The 17,963-nt window shown below is 42.9% G+C and carries 10 protein-coding genes, 2 tRNA genes and 4 rRNA genes; 3 read left to right on the top strand and 13 right to left on the bottom strand.

The features are described from left to right. Positions 1-7 precede the first annotated feature (7 nt). The 10 genes from birA to btuB all read right to left on the bottom strand — a co-directional run bounded on the left by birA (position 8) and on the right by btuB (position 10,716). A complete protein-coding gene (birA, locus tag ACY3ZI_RS19920; protein ID WP_487375734.1) occupies positions 8-985 on the bottom strand; it encodes a bifunctional biotin--[acetyl-CoA-carboxylase] ligase/biotin operon repressor BirA in 978 nt (325 codons plus the stop codon). Further along, positions 982-2,016 (bottom strand): UDP-N-acetylmuramate dehydrogenase, encoded by a 1,035-nt coding sequence (gene murB / locus ACY3ZI_RS19925; RefSeq protein ID WP_211888013.1) that lies wholly within the window; start codon positions 2,014-2,016, stop codon positions 982-984. Before murB ends, birA begins: the two co-directional genes overlap by 4 nt. A 175-nt stretch (positions 2,017-2,191) precedes the next feature. After that, a 5S ribosomal RNA gene (gene rrf / locus ACY3ZI_RS19930) occupies positions 2,192-2,307 on the bottom strand. Between the two features lie 29 nt (positions 2,308-2,336). Beyond that, positions 2,337-2,412 (bottom strand) — tRNA-Thr (locus ACY3ZI_RS19935). 45 nt (positions 2,413-2,457) lie between these two features. Continuing rightward, a 5S ribosomal RNA gene (gene rrf / locus ACY3ZI_RS19940) occupies positions 2,458-2,573 on the bottom strand. A 136-nt stretch (positions 2,574-2,709) separates the two neighbouring features. Beyond that, positions 2,710-5,615 (bottom strand): 23S ribosomal RNA (locus ACY3ZI_RS19945). Between the two features lie 226 nt (positions 5,616-5,841). After that, positions 5,842-5,917 (bottom strand) — tRNA-Glu (locus ACY3ZI_RS19950). 85 nt (positions 5,918-6,002) lie between these two features. Next, a 16S ribosomal RNA gene (locus ACY3ZI_RS19955) occupies positions 6,003-7,541 on the bottom strand. Together the 16S, 23S and 5S rRNA genes with 2 tRNA genes alongside form the textbook arrangement of a ribosomal RNA operon. Positions 7,542-7,985: 444 nt before the next feature. Beyond that, positions 7,986-8,849, bottom strand: coding sequence for a glutamate racemase (murI, locus tag ACY3ZI_RS19960; RefSeq protein ID WP_487377581.1), 864 nt, complete (start codon positions 8,847-8,849; stop codon positions 7,986-7,988). Further along, positions 8,794-10,716 carry a TonB-dependent vitamin B12 receptor BtuB gene (gene btuB, locus ACY3ZI_RS19965; RefSeq protein ID WP_211887690.1) on the bottom strand — a complete coding sequence of 641 codons (1,923 nt, stop codon included), beginning with the start codon at positions 10,714-10,716 and terminating at the stop codon, positions 8,794-8,796. Before btuB ends, murI begins: the two co-directional genes overlap by 56 nt. A 477-nt stretch (positions 10,717-11,193) precedes the next feature. On the opposite strand from btuB, the gene trmA reads away from it, so the two are divergent. Next, positions 11,194-12,291 carry a tRNA (uridine(54)-C5)-methyltransferase TrmA gene (gene trmA / locus ACY3ZI_RS19970; protein ID WP_211887696.1) on the top strand — a complete coding sequence of 366 codons (1,098 nt, stop codon included), beginning with the start codon at positions 11,194-11,196 and terminating at the stop codon, positions 12,289-12,291. Between the two features lie 88 nt (positions 12,292-12,379). Here the strand turns inward: trmA and ACY3ZI_RS19975 are convergent, their stop codons facing one another. Beyond that, complete coding sequence (locus ACY3ZI_RS19975) at positions 12,380-12,769, bottom strand: YijD family membrane protein (protein WP_036950904.1); 390 nt, start codon at positions 12,767-12,769, stop codon at positions 12,380-12,382. Positions 12,770-12,779: 10 nt separating this feature from the next. Then, the gene (gene fabR, locus ACY3ZI_RS19980) at positions 12,780-13,439 is read right to left on the bottom strand and encodes an HTH-type transcriptional repressor FabR (protein ID WP_036950902.1); all 660 of its coding nucleotides are present in this window, start codon (positions 13,437-13,439) and stop codon (positions 12,780-12,782) included. 336 nt (positions 13,440-13,775) lie between these two features. On the opposite strand from fabR, the gene sthA reads away from it, so the two are divergent. After that, positions 13,776-15,176 (top strand): Si-specific NAD(P)(+) transhydrogenase, encoded by a 1,401-nt coding sequence (gene sthA, locus ACY3ZI_RS19985; protein WP_036950900.1) that lies wholly within the window; start codon positions 13,776-13,778, stop codon positions 15,174-15,176. An 87-nt stretch (positions 15,177-15,263) separates the two neighbouring features. Here the strand turns inward: sthA and oxyR are convergent, their stop codons facing one another. After that, on the bottom strand, positions 15,264-16,169 hold the full coding sequence (oxyR, locus tag ACY3ZI_RS19990) for a DNA-binding transcriptional regulator OxyR (protein ID WP_211887688.1): 906 nt from the start codon (positions 16,167-16,169) through the stop codon (positions 15,264-15,266). Between the two features lie 1,395 nt (positions 16,170-17,564). Between oxyR and ACY3ZI_RS19995 the strand changes: the two genes are divergently transcribed. Beyond that, entirely contained in the window at positions 17,565-17,918 is a 354-nt protein-coding gene (locus ACY3ZI_RS19995; protein WP_154634179.1) for a hypothetical protein, read from the top strand. The last annotated feature ends 45 nt before the right edge of the window (positions 17,919-17,963 follow it).

Below are 17,963 nucleotides of genomic sequence, written 5' to 3' on the forward strand. Positions count from 1 at the left end.
AATTTAATTAACTCTCATTCGATCTTAATGATATTTCACCGCCAATATAGGGAATAATTTCTCCATTTTCTTTTTGTAATAACAGAGCACCCTGCTCATTTATCCCTCTTTCAACACCAATAACAATATCATTACCAATCAATAGCTTAACTTTGCGATCTAAAAAGTTATCTAATTCAAACCACCGAGATAAAAATGGTTTCAATCCTTGTTTTTCAAATATATGTAATGATTCTTTTAATGAATTAATAATATTTCCTGCTAATTCATTTCTCTCAATATTTTCAATTTCATCAATTAATGCAGACCAAGCTTGATTAATTGTTTCTTCTTTTTTAATGATATTTTTACTCATACCAATATTGATACCAACACCAATAATAATATGCGCTGCATCACCAGTTTTACCGGTTAGTTCAACCAGAATTCCAGCAAGCTTCTTATCATTCATGTAGAGGTCATTAGGCCATTTAACTTTGACTTTATTTCCACATAATTTATTTAAGGTTTCGGCAATCACAATACCAACCACTAAGCTCAAACCAATCGCAGCAGCAGGACCTTGTTCTAACTTCCAATATGTTGAAAGGTAAAGGTTACATCCGAATGGCGAAATCCATTGGCGCCCACGACGACCTCTTCCTGCACTTTGGTATTCAGCTAAGCAAGTATCCCCAGATTGCAGATGAGGGATTCGATCCAACATATATTGGTTAGTTGAATCGATAACCGGTTCAACTATAACATTAGAGTCAGTAACATACTGTTCAATGCGTTCTTTACTCAGTAGGTTAATTTGCGAAGGAAGCTGATATCCTTTGCTAGTCACAGTTTGAATATCAAGACCCCATGAGCGCAATGTTTTAATATGTTTGTTAATTGCCGCTCTCGTCATTCCTAAGCGTTCACCCAGTTGTTCTCCTGAATGAATTTGTCCATCCGCCAAAATATCGATAACCTGTAATGGAATACTCATCTCTTTCATTGTATACAGTCCATCGCATTGACCTCTCCATTTCGTCCTATAAAACGAACTTCAGGCTCCAAAAATATATCGAAATGCTGTGCAACTGTGTGGCTGACATGCTTAGCGAGCTCCACAATATCTTTTCCTGTCGCATTCTCTCTATTGATCAATACCAAAGCTTGCTGTGTATGAACTGCAGCACCACCTAGTTCATAACCTTTTAAGCCACATTGGTCAATCAACCAACCTGCCGCTAATTTCACATTTCCATCTGCCTGAGCGTATTGAGGACAATTAGGATAGCTAGCTTTGATTGTCTCCGCGAGTTCACCAGAGACGACCGGATTTTTAAAGAAACTACCAGCATTACCTGTTACAGCGGGATCCGGTAATTTACTTCTGCGAGTCGCACATACCGTATCAAACACATCAGAAGGCGTTACAGTATTAGGATCGAGCTTAGCTAAATCACCATATGTTAGCTTTGGTGACCATTCCTTAGCAAAAATCAATCCAACGCTGATAATCGCATGTGAATTCTGATATTCATGTTTAAAGATACTGTCTCGATATCCAAAACCGCATTCTTCAGCAAGGATTCGAGTGATTCGACCTGTATTTAAGCAGAGGATATCCACATATTCACAAATATCTTTTAGCTCTAAGCCATAAGCTCCAATATTTTGTATCGGTGCAGAACCTACGCATCCAGGGATCAGCGCTAAATTCTCTGCGCCATATATTCCTTTATGAAGCAATGTTTCAAGTAGTTGATGCCAGTTTTCCCCCGCGGATGCGTGTACATGCCAAGCATCTGCAGACTCAGTAATTTCGATCCCCTTAATTCTGTTTACAATGACCACACCTTCAAAGTCTTCAGTAAATAACACATTGCTTCCCCCGCCTAATAGCAGTACTGGAAGATTGTCATTTTTTGCTGTTGTCCACTGTTGGTACAGCGCATCAGCGCTTTGTACAATATTCACCTTAATAGCTTTGGCATCAATACCGAAGCTATTAAGTGATTTGAGTTCGGCGGTCAGGTTCATTGCTACCTTCATTTCAAATAATAATCTAAGTTTTTATAAGTCTATCAGCCAGACCTAGCAGTGAATAGCATGTAGGTGGAAATAATATGATAAGTAAGAAATTGAGAAGAGTTTTGAAAAGTACAGATCGTTAGATAGCAAAAAGCCACCTATTGGGTGGCTTCTTATATTTAAAACCTAGCAGTTCCCTACTCTCACATGGGGAGACCCCACACTACCATCGGCGCTACGGCGTTTCACTACTGAGTTCGGCATGGGGTCAGGTGGGACCACCGCGCTATTGCCGCTAGGTAAATTCTTTTAAATTATTTTAGTATTCATGGTGCTGATACCCAGATTCGAACTGGGGACCTCACCCTTACCAAGGGTGTGCTCTACCAACTGAGCCATATCAGCAATATGGTACGGTCAGTCAGCACTGACACAACCTTAAAAATTGATGTCTGGCAGTTCCCTACTCTCACATGGGGAGACCCCACACTACCATCGGCGCTACGGCGTTTCACTGCTGAGTTCGGCATGGGGTCAGGTGGGACCACCGCGCTATTGCCGCCAGACAAATTCTGTTTATTCCCGTTTAAGTCTTCTCTTAAACCAGAATATCAATCTTGAACAAGCTGTGTGTCTACCTTCCGGTTTCCACTCTCATTGAATCAACTCAATCTCTCTTCTCGAAAACACCTTCGGTGTTGTCAGGTTAAGCCTCACGGTTCATTAGTATTGGTTAGCTCAACGTATCGCTACGCTTACACACCCAACCTATCAACGTCTTAGTCTTAAACGTTCCTTTAGGACCCTTAAAGAGTCAGGGAAGACTCATCTCAAGGCAAGTTTCCCGCTTAGATGCTTTCAGCGGTTATCTCTTCCGCACTTAGCTACCGGGCAATGCCATTGGCATGACAACCCGAACACCAGTGGTGCGTCCACTCCGGTCCTCTCGTACTAGGAGCAGCCCCTTTCAATCTTCCAACGCCCACGGCAGATAGGGACCGAACTGTCTCACGACGTTCTAAACCCAGCTCGCGTACCACTTTAAACGGCGAACAGCCGTACCCTTGGGACCTACTTCAGCCCCAGGATGTGATGAGCCGACATCGAGGTGCCAAACACCGCCGTCGATATGAACTCTTGGGCGGTATCAGCCTGTTATCCCCGGAGTACCTTTTATCCGTTGAGCGATGGCCCTTCCATACAGAACCACCGGATCACTAAGACCTACTTTCGTACCTGCTCGAGCCGTCACTCTCGCAGTCAAGCTGGCTTATGCCTTTGCACTAACCGCATGATGTCCGACCATGCTTAGCCAACCTTCGTGCTCCTCCGTTACTCTTTGGGAGGAGACCGCCCCAGTCAAACTACCCACCAGACACTGTCCGCACCCCGGATTACGGGGCTACGTTAGAACATCAAACATTAAAGGGTGGTATTTCAAGGTTGGCTCCACGCAGACTGGCGTCCACGCTTCAAAGCCTCCCACCTATCCTACACATCAAGGCTCAATGTTCAGTGTCAAGCTATAGTAAAGGTTCACGGGGTCTTTCCGTCTTGCCGCGGGTACACTGCATCTTCACAGCGAGTTCAATTTCACTGAGTCTCGGGTGGAGACAGCCTGGCCATCATTACGCCATTCGTGCAGGTCGGAACTTACCCGACAAGGAATTTCGCTACCTTAGGACCGTTATAGTTACGGCCGCCGTTTACTGGGGCTTCGATCAAGAGCTTCTCCTTACGGATAACCCCATCAATTAACCTTCCAGCACCGGGCAGGCGTCACACCGTATACGTCCACTTTCGTGTTTGCACAGTGCTGTGTTTTTAATAAACAGTTGCAGCCAGCTGGTATCTGCGACTGGCTTCAGCTCCATGGGTAAACCACTTCACCTAATGCCAGCGTGCCTTCTCCCGAAGTTACGGCACCATTTTGCCTAGTTCCTTCACCCGAGTTCTCTCAAGCGCCTGAGTATTCTCTACCTGACCACCTGTGTCGGTTTGGGGTACGATTAATGATAATCTAGAGCTTAGAGGCTTTTCCTGGAAGCGGGGTATGAGCTACTTCGCCACCGTAGTGACTCGTCATCAGACCTCAGCATATAGTGAACCGGATTTGCCTAATTCACCTGCCTACATCCTTAAACCGGGACAACCGTCGCCCGGCCAGCCTAACCTTCTCCGTCCCCCCATCGCAATTATCACCAGTACGGGAATATTAACCCGTTTCCCATCGACTACGCATTTCTGCCTCGCCTTAGGGGTCGACTCACCCTGCCCCGATTAACGTTGGACAGGAACCCTTGGTCTTCCGGCGTGCGGGTTTTTCACCCGCATTATCGTTACTTATGTCAGCATTCGCACTTCTGATACCTCCAGCATGCCTCACAGCACACCTTCACAGGCTTACAGAACGCTCCCCTACCCAACAATATTTACATATCGCTGCCGCAGCTTCGGTGCATAGTTTAGCCCCGTTACATCTTCCGCGCAGGCCGACTCGACCAGTGAGCTATTACGCTTTCTTTAAATGATGGCTGCTTCTAAGCCAACATCCTGGCTGTCTGAGCCTTCCCACTTCGTTTCCCACTTAACTATGACTTTGGGACCTTAGCTGGCGGTCTGGGTTGTTTCCCTCTTCACGACGAACGTTAGCACCCGCCGTGTGTCTCCCGTGATAACATTCTTCGGTATTCGTAGTTTGCATCGAGTTGGTAAGTCGGGATGACCCCCTAGTCGAAACAGTGCTCTACCCCCGAAGATGAGTTCACGAGGCGCTACCTAAATAGCTTTCGGGGAGAACCAGCTATCTCCCGGTTTGATTGGCCTTTCACCCCCAGCCACAAGTCATCCGCTAATTTTTCAACATTAGTCGGTTCGGTCCTCCAGTTAGTGTTACCCAACCTTCAACCTGCCCATGGCTAGATCACCGGGTTTCGGGTCTATACCCTGCAACTCATTCGCCCAGTTAAGACTCGGTTTCCCTACGGCTCCCCTATACGGTTAACCTTGCTACAGAATATAAGTCGCTGACCCATTATACAAAAGGTACGCAGTCACACCACAAGGGTGCTCCCACTGCTTGTACGTACACGGTTTCAGGTTCTATTTCACTCCCCTCGCCGGGGTTCTTTTCGCCTTTCCCTCACGGTACTGGTTCACTATCGGTCAATCAGGAGTATTTAGCCTTGGAGGATGGTCCCCCCATATTCAGACAGGATAACACGTGTCCCGCCCTACTCGTCGAGTTCACAACACTAACACCTTCGGATACGGGGCTATCACCCTTTACTGCCGGCCTTTCCAGACCGTTCTCCTGATGCTAATGCTGATTAAGACTCTGGGCTGCTCCCCGTTCGCTCGCCGCTACTAGGGGAATCTCGGTTGATTTCTTTTCCTCGAGGTACTGAGATGTTTCAGTTCCCTCGGTTCGCCTCGTTTGACTATGTATTCATCAAACGATAGTGCAACGAATTGCACTGGGTTTCCCCATTCGGAAATCGTCGGTTATAACGGTTCATATCACCTTACCGACGCTTATCGCAGATTAGCACGTCCTTCATCGCCTCTGATTGCCTAGGCATCCACCGTGTACGCTTAGTCGCTTAACCTCACAACCCGAAGGTGTCTTTACCAACTGACCCGACGGTCAATTGAACACATTCACGTTGAGATTTTTGAGAGACTCTCACATTGTTTAAGCGATAAACAATGTGCGTTGTTTTCAATTTTCAGCTTGTTCCAGATTGTTAAAGAGCATAATTGTTAAACCAACTACAACGTAATTGGCTTAATCATTATTTGTGGGGAACGTCTTTCACTCATTCTCCGCGCAATTGGCGTCCCCTAGGGGATTCGAACCCCTGTTACCGCCGTGAAAGGGCGGTGTCCTAGGCCTCTAGACGAAGGGGACACTACAGTCAGCTTCGCAGACGCGCTTTTTGCTCTACTTTCTATCAGACAATCTGTGTGAGCACTTCACAAGTACACTTCAATGGTAAGGAGGTGATCCAACCGCAGGTTCCCCTACGGTTACCTTGTTACGACTTCACCCCAGTCATGAATCACAAAGTGGTAAGCGCCCTCCCGAAGGTTAAGCTACCTACTTCTTTTGCAACCCACTCCCATGGTGTGACGGGCGGTGTGTACAAGGCCCGGGAACGTATTCACCGTAGCATTCTGATCTACGATTACTAGCGATTCCGACTTCATGGAGTCGAGTTGCAGACTCCAATCCGGACTACGACGTACTTTATGAGTTCCGCTTGCTCTCGCGAGGTCGCTTCTCTTTGTATACGCCATTGTAGCACGTGTGTAGCCCTACTCGTAAGGGCCATGATGACTTGACGTCATCCCCACCTTCCTCCGGTTTATCACCGGCAGTCTCCTTTGAGTTCCCGACCGAATCGCTGGCAACAAAGGATAAGGGTTGCGCTCGTTGCGGGACTTAACCCAACATTTCACAACACGAGCTGACGACAGCCATGCAGCACCTGTCTCAGAGTTCCCGAAGGCACCAAAGCATCTCTGCTAAGTTCTCTGGATGTCAAGAGTAGGTAAGGTTCTTCGCGTTGCATCGAATTAAACCACATGCTCCACCGCTTGTGCGGGCCCCCGTCAATTCATTTGAGTTTTAACCTTGCGGCCGTACTCCCCAGGCGGTCGATTTAACGCGTTAGCTCCGGAAGCCACTCCTCAAGGGAACAACCTCCAAATCGACATCGTTTACAGCGTGGACTACCAGGGTATCTAATCCTGTTTGCTCCCCACGCTTTCGCACCTGAGCGTCAGTCTTTGTCCAGGGGGCCGCCTTCGCCACCGGTATTCCTCCACATCTCTACGCATTTCACCGCTACACATGGAATTCTACCCCCTCTACAAGACTCTAGCTGACCAGTCTTAGATGCCATTCCCAGGTTAAGCCCGGGGATTTCACATCTAACTTAATCAACCGCCTGCGTGCGCTTTACGCCCAGTAATTCCGATTAACGCTTGCACCCTCCGTATTACCGCGGCTGCTGGCACGGAGTTAGCCGGTGCTTCTTCTGTTGGTAACGTCAATCGCTGATGATATTAGCATCAACGCCTTCCTCCCAACTGAAAGTACTTTACAACCCTAAGGCCTTCTTCATACACGCGGCATGGCTGCATCAGGCTTGCGCCCATTGTGCAATATTCCCCACTGCTGCCTCCCGTAGGAGTCTGGGCCGTGTCTCAGTCCCAGTGTGGCTGATCATCCTCTCAGACCAGCTAGGGATCGTCGCCTTGGTGAGCCATTACCTCACCAACTAGCTAATCCCATATGGGTTCATCCGATAGCGCAAGGACCGAAGTTCCCCTGCTTTGCTCCTAAGAGATTATGCGGTATTAGCTACCGTTTCCAGTAGTTATCCCCCTCTATCGGGCAGATCCCCATACATTACTCACCCGTCCGCCGCTCGTCAGCGAGAAGCAAGCTTCCCCTGTTACCGCTCGACTTGCATGTGTTAGGCCTGCCGCCAGCGTTCAATCTGAGCCATGATCAAACTCTTCAATTAAAAAGCTTGATGCTCAAAGAATGTTTACTGTCGTTTGATTTCCGAAGAAACCAAATTACCTATTAGTTCATATATATGAATTAACGTGTTAGTCACTCTTCAAGACTTAAAATCAAATATTTTTTTGATAGTGTCCTGTGAGTGCCCACACAGATTGTCTGATAAATTGTTAAAGAGCGGTGCGACATTTCTTTAGAAATTCGACTCAGTTTTTATCAACTTAGGTCGTTGTCGCGAGGTGGCGTATATTACGCTTTCCTCATTGAGAGTCAAGTATTTTTTCACTTAATCTTTTCAGATTCTCTCGCTGCCGGTTCAGTGTCCATCGCGCTTTGCGTTGGCTTGTTCCCGGTCAGTGGTGGCGCATTATAGGGAGTCAGAAAAATCTGGCAACCCTTTTTTTGATATTTTTTTTCGTTCGCTCAGCTTTTCAGCGAATTTGGCTTAAATTGCCAGTTTTTGCACCGATTTGAAGCCTTCTGCCTCAAGAACAGGGCGTAATTCTTGTAAACTGTCATTCATTGATAAGCAGTAAGCGAAGTCTTCTTCATTTGAATCCGTAACTTCAGCCTGATTATTGATGAGCCAAACGGTTCTTCTGGCAATCGCGGCGCCAGAATCAATGAATCGAGTTCCACTTGGAAGCACTTTTTCTAACTCTTCTACTATAAGAGGGAAATGAGTGCAGCCAAGAATCACCGTATCTGGGGCCTCTTTCATTTTAATCCACGGTTTGACGGCTTGAGCCACTTCATCCAGCGGCAATATTTCACCATGCAATTTTCTTTCTGCCAATTGTACGAGTTCCGCTGAACCTAAAGAGATCACTTTACAGTCTGTCGCAAAGCGCTCAATCAGCTCTTTTGTGTATTCACGATTCACCGTACCCCGAGTTGCCAACAAACCAACTACACCATTACGCGTCAGTTTAGTTGCGGGCTTAATCGCCGGAACGACACCGACAATTGGGAAAGCAAAATTTGCTCTTAAGTTAGGTAAGCTCACTGTGCTTGCAGTATTACACGCAATGACGGCAATGGTGAGAGGATGCTTTTTCGCGATGGCATTAACGATTTGATAAACCCTATCAATAATGAACTCTTCACTTTTCTCCCCGTAAGGGAAGGCTTCATTATCGAATGCATATATATAGTGCGCATTCGGGATCAGTTTTTTGACTTCACGATAGACAGATAACCCGCCCACTCCAGAGTCAAACACCAGAATGGTCGGGCGAACAGATAGGTTGTTATCAGAAGTTGTAGCTTCCTGTGAGGAAATATTCTCTTCCAGCGGTGCGATAACCATACGCGGTCTCATAGTCTTTATCGAACATATTAGCTATTTTACCACGAATTGTGAGATGTGAAGTGATTGGATATGCAGCTGTGATATCCCAAAGACTTACACCCCCGAGTTTTAGGTTTTCTGACTTACCATTCTCATAATAAGCTGTATCATGTCGCGAGCCGATATATTGATAGGTCAAGCCCATATCGAGTTTTTCTATATTCCAATCTAACTGATACTTAACTTGTTGCTGAGCACGGCGTTCCAATACCTTATTGGTATCTTTATTACGAGGGTCAATATATTGATACGTAAATTGGTGATGGAACATCCACGTATCAAACTCGCCAACCCATTCCACACCTTTAATTTCAGCCTTACCAATATTTTCATAAGAATTGAACTGTGCACCAGACTTATATGCAATTAAATTATCAATATCATTACGGTACGCATTGATTTGCCAGAATAAAGGACCTGTTGTGCCTTCTAAGCCAATTTCCCATTGTTGGCTTTCTTCAGGTTTTAGGTCTGGATTTCCTTTCATTTTCCATGAAGGGTTATCTACATATAGCTGATTTAAATTAGGTGCTTTATAGGCGGTGGCATAAGAACCAACAAGTTTGTAGCCATCATAAAACTCCCAACTCAGCCCAGACTGCCATGTTGTATGCCAATCAAACTCTGAGTGGTGATCCGAGCGTATAGCTGCTTCAGCAATCACTGAATCTATTAGTGCATATTGCCCCGTAAGATAGATTCCCGTGTTATTAACGGTTTGTTTTTTACTCGTATTTGTGTAACCGCCTGGCTCAACGCTTTGACGTTGATAATCAACGCCAGTGCTTAGACTACCTTTACCAAATTGGTAGTTATTACCCCATTGCAGATTATATTGTTTAGACTCATCCAGATTAGAATACAGTCCATATTGACCGTATCTTGGATCGTAATTGTAATCTTTAGAGTGGCTATAACTTCCTAGCAGTGATGTTGAGTAATTGCCTTGATGGTATTTCAGACCTGTTTCATAAGTTCGACTCGAGAACTTACGTGTATCAACAAGGTAATGCTGCATGTTTGTGTAATCGGTATCATAGCTACCATCATAATCAGTCCGGTTATCATAACCATAACCACGGGCATAAGCCGAAACATTCGGAGAGAATTGATGTTCAATTCCCAACCATAGTGTTTTATTTAAGAAACCGTCTTTATCTGACTGAGGATATCCATTTGGGTAATTCCCTGTACTACCTCTCGCCTCTACATCAAACCCTTTTGTATATGTATAAGCCGCCGCGCCCGTAACGGTTGTATTCTCACCAATTTTTTGTTGCGTTGAACCGTTATAGTTTTGATAGCCATAAGAACCAATTCCAGCATTCAGTGTGGTTCCTTCATTATTACGGCGAGTAATAATGTTAATCACACCACCCACTGCATCAGAGCCATAAACTGCTGAACGTGCGCCACGAATATATTCAATACGCTGCACTAGCGAGATTGGAATTTGGCTCATATCTGAAGAACCAGAAATCCCTGCTTGATTAAGACGAACACCATCAATTAAAACCAAAACATGGCGTGATTCTGTTCCTCTAATAAAGAGGGAACTTTGTTGCCCTATTCCACCATTTTGTGCAACATCCACACCCGGCAGGCGTCTCAATACATCAATCACGGTATTTGACTGCCAATGATCAATATCTTCACGGGTCACTACAGTGACTGGCGCTAATATAGAAGAGATAGGTTGCTCGAAACGGTTAGCAGACACCACCATTTCATCTGACGAATTAGAGCTTGCACTTGCCAAAGAGGAAATACCGCACAACACTGCCAGAGCTGCCACCGAAAGCGATAGCGACTTGTTATTATTCATTATGTTTACACTCGGAAAATCAATTAAATTAACATTCCGCGACGCCGAAAATCAGATCCGCGCTGAGATTCAACAAAGCGATAAGAAGTGTGGTAGGTATCGGACTTATAAAGTGACAAGTTGGGTTTCTATATATGAAGCGATATATAAAATAAAAATTCGACCTGTTATATCCCCTAAATAATTCAAGCTGCATGTAGGTGGCAAGCGAAGATATTCCTAGGAGCACACTGAAGTATGTGACTAGGATAGCTGAGCGATGCCAACACCCATGTAGTTTGAAGAATGACGGGAATACCTTAATTACCGTTGCGCGTCAGTTCTGGACTCTCACCAAATTCCCTCAACCACAGCACATAATCCTAAATTGAATAGCTATCACTGTCCATGAATCGATAATGAAAACTGGACATCTTCGCTGCTTGCCCTACAATTTCGCCCCTGATGTGAATTTTGACTGTTTTATGGGGCCATATGATGCAAAACACCTTGCACACCGAAGATTACGAACTGCAACTTGCAGAGAAAGTTGACCGTCTGAAGAGTTTGATGGCCCCTTATGCTGCGCCTGAACCTGAAATTTATTCATCTCCAACTTCCCATTATCGGATGCGTGCAGAATTTAGAATTTGGCACGAAGGTGATGACCTATTTCATATTATGTTTGATAAAGAGACCAAAGAACGCATTCGAATTGAGTCATTTCCAGTTGCTAGCCAGCTAATCAACGACATGATGGCTGAACTTCTGCCTTTATTAAAACGCACTGAACTACTGCGCCATAAATTATTCCAAATAGATTACTTATCAACGCTGAGTAATAAGCTGATTGTTTCTCTGCTTTATCATAAAAAATTAGGGGAAGAATGGACGGAACAAGCCAAACAATTGAAAGCCGATTTAACGGCGAAAGGCTTTGATGTTCAAATTATTGGCCGCGCCTCTAAAACTAAAATCATGCTCGACCACGATTATGTCGATGAAGTTTTACCTGTAAAAGGGAAAAACATGATTTATCGCCAGGTGGAAAATAGCTTCACACAGCCAAACGCACAGGTGAATATTAAAATGTTAGAGTGGGCGATTGATGCGACTCAACATTCAACTGGCGACTTATTAGAGTTGTATTGTGGTAATGGCAACTTTTCACTGGCGCTGGCTCAAAACTTCAATCGTGTTTTAGCGACTGAAATTGCCAAACCTTCAGTGCATGCGGCGCAATACAATATAGAAGCTAACAAAATAGATAATGTGCAGATTATCCGAATGTCTGCGGAAGATTTTACTCAAGCCATGAATGGCGTTCGTGAATTTAATCGTTTAGAAGGGATTAATTTAGCGGATTACCAGTGCAATACTATTTTTGTCGACCCACCACGCAGTGGCTTGGATGACAAAACTGTTCAGCTGGTACAAGAATATGACCATATTCTGTATATCTCCTGTAACCCTGAAACGCTGTGCGATAATTTAGCGGAACTCACCAAAACCCATAAAGTCGAAAAACTGGCTTTATTTGACCAATTCCCATATACCCATCATATGGAAAGTGGTGTGTTACTCACTCGACGCTAATACTCTCTATAAATTGTTCCCTATAAATTATCCATAAAAAAACGCCGCACTATTATGTTGCGGCGTTTCTTTTTATTCAAAACTGATATTAATGTTCAGTTTCGCTTTCGAGAGCTTGTTCGTGTAGCTCTTTTTTACGTGCTTTCCAGCTGGTGTACATCCACAACGCAATAATGACAATCACCGTGGCCGGGATAAAGTTAGAACCGACATCAGGATGTTGGACCCGTAAAATCGCTGCGTAGCCAAACATACCTAAGAAAAAGCTGCCGGCGACAAATTTTGGTAATCCCATTGGCATCGCTTGATTTAAATAACGCTGGTGTAAGCAGTAAACAGCCAAAATTAATGTGACGATTGGGAAGATAGAAAATTCCACAAGGGAATTAAACAGGGTAGAGAACGTTCCGTGAGTCGATAAGCCAATTACTAAAGATAGCAGTAATGTGCTCCTCTCATAATTCTTGTGTTCCGTCATTGTCTCTCCTTTACTCTTTGGTTAAGTCAGGGTCTGTATCATTTTGTTTTTCTTGCTCGCGGCGGTACCAGTAATAAGCGCCTTTGGCTATCATACGTAGCTGCAACACTAACCGCTCTTCGAGGCGTCGACGTTTTTCTTCATCAATATCAAGCGCTTCAGCACCCGCACTAAACACGATAGTGACCATCGCCTCGGCTTGCATTTCAGTGAAATAACGCGGCGTACGATTTTCTAATTCAAGATAATCCGCTAATTCTGCAATAAAATGTTGGATTTCTCGTGCGACCGCAGCACGAAATTCAGCAGAAGTTCCTGAGCGCTCACGCAATAGTAACCTAAACGCGTTAGGGTTATTACCAATAAACTCCATAAAAGTGGAGACTGATGTGCGGATCACACTCCCGCCTTTTGCGATACGTTGGCGCGCTTGTCTCATCAGTTGACGTAGCATCAAACCGCTCTCATCAACCATGGTTAATCCAAGCTCATCAACATCTTTGAAGTGACGGTAAAACGAAGTTGGTGCGATGCCCGCTTCACGAGCGACTTCCCGTAAGCTGAGGCTAGTAAAACTACGTTCTGCACTTAATTGGCTAAATGCCGCTTCCACGAGCGAACGACGTGTTTTTTCTTTTTGTTTTGCTCTAACGCCAATAGTGTTGCTCACGATTTTCCTAGTTTTCTACAATTAAAACGCCGCGAATAGATCAAAATATCACTTTTGAATACGCCCATCCGTTAAGCATACCTGAAAATTATTAATCTAGTTTAATGAAAAGATGACTCTCCCATCAATTTCACCATTTTCAGAATTTCACCCAGCTTCATTTTTTCTAGGCTGTGTCTTTTATCGACTTTTTTCCTATAAACTTTTTATATACTTTGCACCTCTTTATTTTTATCTACTTCCTATACTTATTTGTCTTTAGGATTTCGAATTGAGACAAGATGGCAAACGAATGTTACTATCACAACGTCCCTAGAATTAAAACAGGCTTACCTCATGCAACAACATACCCATTTTGATGCAATTGTCATTGGTTCCGGTCCTGGTGGTGAAGGTGCCGCTATGGGGCTGGTTAAACAAGGAAAAAACGTTGCTGTTATAGAACGTTATAATAGTGTCGGCGGCGGCTGTACCCACTGGGGTACGATTCCCTCTAAAGCCCTTCGTCATGCTGTGAGTCGCATTATCGAATTTAATCAAAACCCTCTATATAGTGATAATTCCCGCAGTTTACGCTCCTCTTTTTCTGAAATTCTTACTCATGCCGAAACCGTAATAAGTCAGCAAACTCGCATGCGTGAAGGGTTTTATGAACGCAATGGTTGCCAAATGTTTTCTGGTGAAGCAACTTTTGTTGATGATCAGCATGTTAGCGTGCGCTATGCAGATGGAAGTTGTGATGTCCTAAGTGCAGATAAAATTATCATTGCGACTGGATCACGTCCTTATTGCCCGCCTGATGTTGATTTTACCCACTCCCGAATTTATAACAGCGATACCATTCTCAGCCTTTCCCACGAACCTCGCCATGTGATTATTTATGGTGCGGGTGTGATTGGTTGTGAGTACGCATCCATATTTCGTGGGTTAGGGGTCAAAGTCGATTTGATCAACACTCGCGATCATTTATTGGCATTCCTTGATCAAGAGATGTCTGATGCGTTGTCTTATCATTTTTGGAACAGTGGCGTGGTTATTCGTCACAACGAAGAATATGAAAAGATTGAAGGTTTAGATGATGGCGTTATTGTTCATCTTAAATCGGGCAAGAAAGTGAAAGCGGATTGCTTACTGTTCGCGAACGGCCGTACTGGTAATACGGATAATATCGGTCTGGCGAATGTGGGAATCGAAGCCGATGGTCGTGGCTTAGTTAAAGTTGACCATGCTTATCGTACCAGTAATGAGCACATCTATGCTGTTGGTGATGTGATTGGCTATCCAAGCCTAGCTTCTGCGGCTTATGACCAAGGGCGAATTGCGGCTCGCGCAATTACCTCTGGCTTAGGTAATGCCCATTTAGTTGAAGATATTCCGACGGGTATTTATACCATTCCAGAAATTAGTTCTGTGGGTAAAACAGAACAAGAATTGACGGCAATGAAAGTCCCTTATGAAGTTGGTCGTGCTCAGTTTAAACATTTAGCACGAGCACAGATTGCGGGCATGAATGTGGGTAGTTTGAAAATTCTCTTCCATAGAGAAACACTTCAAATTTTAGGTATTCACTGTTTCGGTGAGAGAGCGGCTGAGATTATTCATATCGGCCAAGCGATTATGGAACAAAAAGGTGAAGGGAATACCATCGAATACTTCATTAACACCACATTTAACTATCCAACCATGGCAGAAGCGTTCCGAGTTGCAGCATTGAATGGTCTAAATCGACTGTTTTAGCGAGTCACTACGCTTTACACTGAATGATTGGCTTTAGAATAAGTGATTGCAGGTTTATTCCCGCAATCACTTTTTTGTTTTTATCGCTTACTTTTTATTTCTGTAATACTTATCCATCGAGCTGTAAATTGTTTCAGCAAGCTGCTCATAACGTCCACGCAATGGAGAGCCCGGGCGGTAAACTAATACAATTCGGCGTTTTGGCTCAGGTTCGATACAGTTCAAATAACAAACTCCATCACGACAAGCCTCATGAGGTACCGCCAAATCTGGTAGTAATGTAATTCCGCTACCCGCTGCGACCATGTTTCTCAGCGTTTCTAAGCTTGTCGCTCTGAAATGGGTATCTTCTTTTGCCCCGGCTTGGAAACAGAACCCCATCGCTTGATCACGTAAACAATGACCATCTTCCAACATCAATAATTTCTCACCCGCTAATTCGCCCATTTCAACCGTGTCACGGGCATGCCATGGGTGATTTTCATAAATTGCGAGTTTCATTGGCTCTTCAAATAATGGCACCACAATAAATGGTTCCGTTTCTTTGACTTCTGCCAAGATGGCACAATCCAACTTACCACTATCTAACTGAGCTAATAATTGCTGAGTCTGTGCTTCGTGCAAGTAAATTTCTAGTTTAGGGTGCACACGATGTAATTCAGGAATAATGTGCGGAAGTAAGTAAGGTGCAACCGTTGGGATCAGCCCTATATGTAAAGGCCCCGACATACTTTCACCTTGTAAAGCTGCCATTTCTTGTAGAACTTTTATCTCTCTTAAGATCGTTCTTGCCTGCTCAACGAGCAATAAACCTTGTTGAGTAAAAAGCACTTTTCGGCTGGTTCTTTCTAATAGCATCACGCCGAGCTCTTCTTCAAGCTTACGAATTTGACCGCTCAGCGTAGGCTGACTTACATGGCAAGAATCCGCAGCACGTCTAAAGTGCTTGTGCTCAGCAAGTGCAACTAGGTACTCCAGATCACGAATATTCATCCGCCTTTTTCCTCTCGTTATGCCTGACTATATAGATAATACCAATCATTATAAAGAATAGATAATATTTCATCTATCAATAAAATTAAAAAACACCCTTGCCTTTTTAAGATTTATCTCATGTAAAAATGAAACAAATTGTAAGAATAAGAAAGTAAATGTATTTCTATAATTTAATTGAGAAAAATAGTACCGAACAGAAGTATCAAACAATATTACTCTTATTCCGAGTAATATTATCCAAGTTAAATCACTAAATATTACTATTTTAAAATAAATAATTACCTAACCTAAATTTAACAATGACATAAAACTAGTACAATAATGCAAATTGATACAGAAAATAGCACTTCGTTCCAATAAATTGAACGGCCATTAATATCCATAAAGGTAAATTACACTATTGCTCTTAGATATGATAACAATCGTTATTAACCCATTGTTTTTTCAGTAATATTTACTAATATTTCGAACGTTGAATTTCGAATCATTTAGACAAATAATTACTGTAATCAAACGCAAAACAAATAACGCCAACGTAAAAATTGGCAGCTTAACTCGTAGTCAGACACCTTTTAGACGTTTAGATAAGTTAATTAAGGTAAGAAGAAAAAACGTGATAAGCATTGTGAGCATTGGATTCCGCTACAAAAGACATTAAGTCACTTTAAAACTAAGGAATGTTCAATACAGATGATATCAAATGTAAAACGCATATTGTTTATCATGAAAGTACGGAATATTGATACTTAGCCATCTAGATAATTTCTCTTATATTTCTATATAGAATGATTATCGAAAACCTTCTAAAAAATGATAATAGCGAATGGTTCAAAACACACTAATGGAACTTAATACCCGAAAATAAGGTAATAGCAATTATAAATAGAATAGCTTTATTAAGTATTACCCCATAGTAATGAAACATTTTGTTATATTCGCTTTCACATTTAATTAAAGTTTGTAAATACATATAAAAGAGTATATTAAAGTGATCTACATAGATTTTGATATATATTATCAATCACTCAATGAATGAGTGCTTTAAAATCTCATAACTTGAATTTTTCATTCGAAAATATCGAATAAAAAGGTTTTTTATACCATAATTATAAGCAAATTGGTGACTAAATAGTTTTTTATGGGTGAGTGCTTTTACTTATACTATATTTAACTTATCCCATATTGTTTAATTTAATTTTAAAATTTCCATACATTTGATTTTCAATATTTACACCTTAATCGAGTTAATTGAATTATTATACGCTCCATCAAATAGCACGAGGTAATTGAAAAAATAAAAGTAGCCAATATATACCTTACGCAATACCGAATTTATTAAATTAAGCCACTTAAAAAAATTGATTAAACACAAATCAGTTAGGGGATACTATTATGAAAAATTTAACATCAATCGCTAAAAAAACCTTCTCTCGCGCAGTCATGGCATTATTACTCGTTCCTGCTTTTAGCGCCGTTAATGCCTATGCAGAAAACAGCGAACATAACGGTACCATCCAATTTACAGGTTCAATTGTCTATGCCTCTTGCTTGAATGAAGTAAATAATAATAATGTCACTTTAAATTGTCTGAATGACAATGACGATATGGTTGCCAATAGCATTGACCTGAAAAAGTTAGTAAAAACTCAAGGTTGGAAAGTCCTGAATGGCGGTCGAAGTGTCTATTCTTATGATTGGCTGAATGAAGACAAACAGATGGGTATGTTAACAATTAAATATAGTTAAAATTAAACGTTATGGAAATTGGGGTAGCCATGCTACCCCCCATTT

Source organism: Providencia sp. LY12, from assembly GCF_057621555.1.